General features: G+C 74.3%; 2 protein-coding genes. Both read right to left on the bottom strand.

Annotated features, from left to right (window positions below; translation table 11 throughout):
- On the bottom strand, positions 1-2,548 hold a 2,548-nt coding region (locus AC0CYZ_RS01445; RefSeq protein WP_472211469.1), incomplete at its 3' end, for an AMP-binding protein.
- Positions 2,545-3,393 (bottom strand): COG4705 family protein (locus tag AC0CYZ_RS01450; protein WP_472211472.1); only part of this gene is annotated, 849 nt, incomplete at its 5' end. The genes AC0CYZ_RS01445 and AC0CYZ_RS01450, both read right to left, overlap by 4 nt.

The following is a 3,393-nucleotide window of genomic DNA, read 5'->3' on the forward strand; positions in this document are numbered from 1 at the left end:
GGGTGTCCCGACGGGGGCGGAGCCGGACGGCGCGCTGCACCACGGCGGTGCCCGTCCGCCACGCGACGATCCCGACCACGAGCCCCAGGACGACCAGGGCGGCCGGCGGGACCCCGACGCCGAGCAGCGACAGCAGGGCGAAGTGGGTGAGGTAGATGCCCAGCGAGGCTCCCGCGACGGCGGTGACCGGGGCGACGAGCGCCCGGGGCACCGGGATCCGGTCGACGAAGAGGAGGACGAGCAGCCCGACGAGCACGATCGCGGCGTGCCCGTACGCGGACCCGAAGAACGGGGGCACCAGCAGCAGGCCGGCCGCCGCGGCCACCAGGCGCTGCGGGACCGTGACCGCGCGGTGGAGCAGCCAGCCGAGGACGAAGAGCCACATCACCAGGTGGGTGCTGTAGAGGTCCGAGGGCACCGTCCGGTCGTAGCTCGGGATCAGCCGCAGCAGGAGCGACGCGGCGAGCACGATCGCCGGCAGCGCGAACCGGTGCCGGCGCTCGAACCGGCGCACGGCGGGCACGGCGAAGAGCGCGGCCGCCAGCACGAGGATCTGCACCAGCGAGTCGACGAACCAGTAGCCCTGCACCAGGGGGTGGAACACCGAGCCCAGCAGGAGCGCGTCGGCGTAGTGCACCGAGGGGGTCATGGTCGCGCGCAGCAGGATCCACAGCGAGCTGGGCACCGCGATCAGGGCCGCCGAGCGGAGGATCCGCGCGGGCAGCGCCGAGGTGTCGTCGGAGCGGGCGAGCAGGAACCGGGAGAAGGTCCAGCCGGCCATCGCGAGCAGCAGGTGCGCGCCCCCGAGCCAGTTCCACAGGTGATCGTGCTCGCCGACGACGAGCACGATCGCCAGCGCGCGCAGCACGACGACGGCCTCGAGCCTCGCCCGGCGCGACGGAGCGGCCGCGCCGGGCCGGGCCCGCGCGGCGAGCTCGCCGAGCGGCACGGTGTCCCACCCCTCGGGCAGCTCCCCGAGCGCGCGTTCGAGGTCGGCGGACACCGCGACGTAGGTCAGCGAGTCCCCGCCGAGGTCGACGAACGACGCGGCGTCGTCGAGGACCTGGCCGGGGAAGGTCCGGGCGAAAACCTCGTGCACGGTCGGCACGGCCCGCCGCAGCCTCCGCGTCCGGAGCCGGGCCGCGGGCGCACGAGGCGGTGGAGCCGGGTCGGTGGCGGCGAGCGCGAGGACGGCGGGGTGGTCGAGCTTGCCGTTCAGCCGGCGCGGGAGGGCGTCGACGACGACCACGGTCACGGCGGGGTCGGGCAGGTGGAGCCGGCTGGTGAGGATCCGTCGCGCCGCGGCGGCCGGGGCCGCATCGTCGTCGGACCGCTCGACCGCGACCACGAGCCGGGCGTCGTCACCGGTCACGGCGGCGGTGAGCCCCTCGCCGGCGAGCAGCGTCTCGGTCGCATCGAGGTCGACGCGGACCCCGAAGGGTTTGACGAAGCGCGAGCGGCGGCCCGTGACCTGGAAGAGCCCGTCCGGGCGCTGCCGGCCGAGATCGCCGGTGTGCAGCTCGTGCACGGTCCGACCGCACGCGAGGTCGGCCGGCGTCGTGGCGTAGCCGAGCATGACGTTCGGGCCGGAGTAGACGATCTCGCCGACACCGTCGGGGTCCCCGCCGTCGATGCGCAGCGCGCCCCCGGGGATCGGCACCCCGATCGCCTCCGGTGCCCTCGCCGCGAGCTCCGGCGGGAGGTAGGCCATGCGCGCGGTCGCCTCGGTCTGGCCGTACATCACCACGAACCGCCAGCCCTGCTCGGCGCCGAGGGCCGCCCAGTGGCGCACCTGCGCCGGGTCGAGGCGTCCACCGGCCTGCGTGACGTAGCGGAGCGAGGGCAGGTCGGGGAGGCCACCGACGCGGTCGAGCAACGCGAAGGTGTGCGGCACCCCGTGCAGGCTCGTGGCCCGGTGCTCGCGGACCTGCTCCCAGAACCGGTGGTCGGTCACGGAACGATCGGTGAGGAGCACGGCCGCCCCGGCGAGCAGGTTCGAGTGCAGGACCGAGAGGCCGTAGCAGTAGTGCAGCGGCAACGTCGTGACCGCGCGGTCGGTGGACCTGATGTCGAGGAAGTCGGCGATGGCCGCGGCGTTGGCCTCGACCGCCTCCCGCGAGAGCCGCACCAGCCGGGGCGAGCCGGTCGAGCCCGACGTCGCCATGAGCAGCGCCAGGTCGGGGTGCAGATCGTGGCGGCCCTCCGCGCGCGCCTCGAGCACCGATCCGTCCACGCGCAGGACGACGTCGGGATCCCACCGGCGCCGGAGCGCCTCGACCGTGTCGTGGTCGCCGGCCGGGGCGAGCAGGACCACGTGCCCGGCGGCCAGGGCGCCCAGGTAGCCGATCAGCGCGGGGACGGTGGCCGAGGCCGGGACCAGCACGAGCCGGCGGGGTCCGGCCAGGGCGCCCGCCGCGTCGTCGACGCGATCGGCCAGCTCGGCGTAGCCGAGCGACCCGGCGTCGCCGATCAGCGCGGTCCGGGCGCCGTGGCGGCGCAGCCCCGCCACGAAGGCCGGGGCCGGCCGCGTCGGGGCGGCCGCCGTCATCGGGTCCGCGCGCCGTCCTCGCCGGCCTCGACGGCGTCGGGGTCCCGGGTGTCGTCGGTGTCGTCGACGGGGCGCGGTCGGTCGACCTTCGAGATCGCGAAGTACGCGACGATGCCGACGATGATCACGGTCAGGACGATGGCCGTGCGGTCCATGCCCAACGCCAGGCCGCCGCGTCCGGGAGGGCCACCGAACCAGTCCGCGAAGGACGCGCCGAACGGGCGGGTGAGGATGTAGGAGAGCCAGAAGCACGCGATGGCGTTCGCCCCGACGAAGCGGTAGGCGATCGCGGGCAGGACGAACAGGACCGCGAAGACGATGCCCGAGGGCAGGTAGCCCAGGTGGAGCGTGGACGCGGTCCAGTCCCCGGCGGCCGTGCCGAGCGCGAAGGTGAGCAGCACCGCGGCCCAGTAGAAGGCCTCCCGTCGGCGGGTGGTGATCGAGTGGATCGACAGCGTGCCCTCGACCCGGTACCAGAGGGCGAACGTCAGGCCCACGAGGACCAGCAGCACCGACGTGGAGACGGTGTAGGGCACCCCGAAGTCGTTGTGGACCAGGTCCGCGACCGTGGTGCCGAAGACGCTGACCATGACGATCGCGGACCAGTAGGCCCAGGGGTCGTACGAGCGCCGGACGAACTGGACGACCATCGCGACCACGAACAGCACGCCCGTGATCGTCACCGCGACGACCTGGTCGAAGGCGATGTCGAGGGCGTCCCAGGTCGTCTCCCCCATGCCGGTCGTGAGCAGCTTCGCCACCCAGAACATCAGCGTGATCTCGGGGACCTTGCTCAGCACGGAGGGGACACGCGTGCGGGAGGGCATCTGACCGTCCTCGGGGAT

The organism is Actinomycetospora sp. (assembly GCF_055612215.1).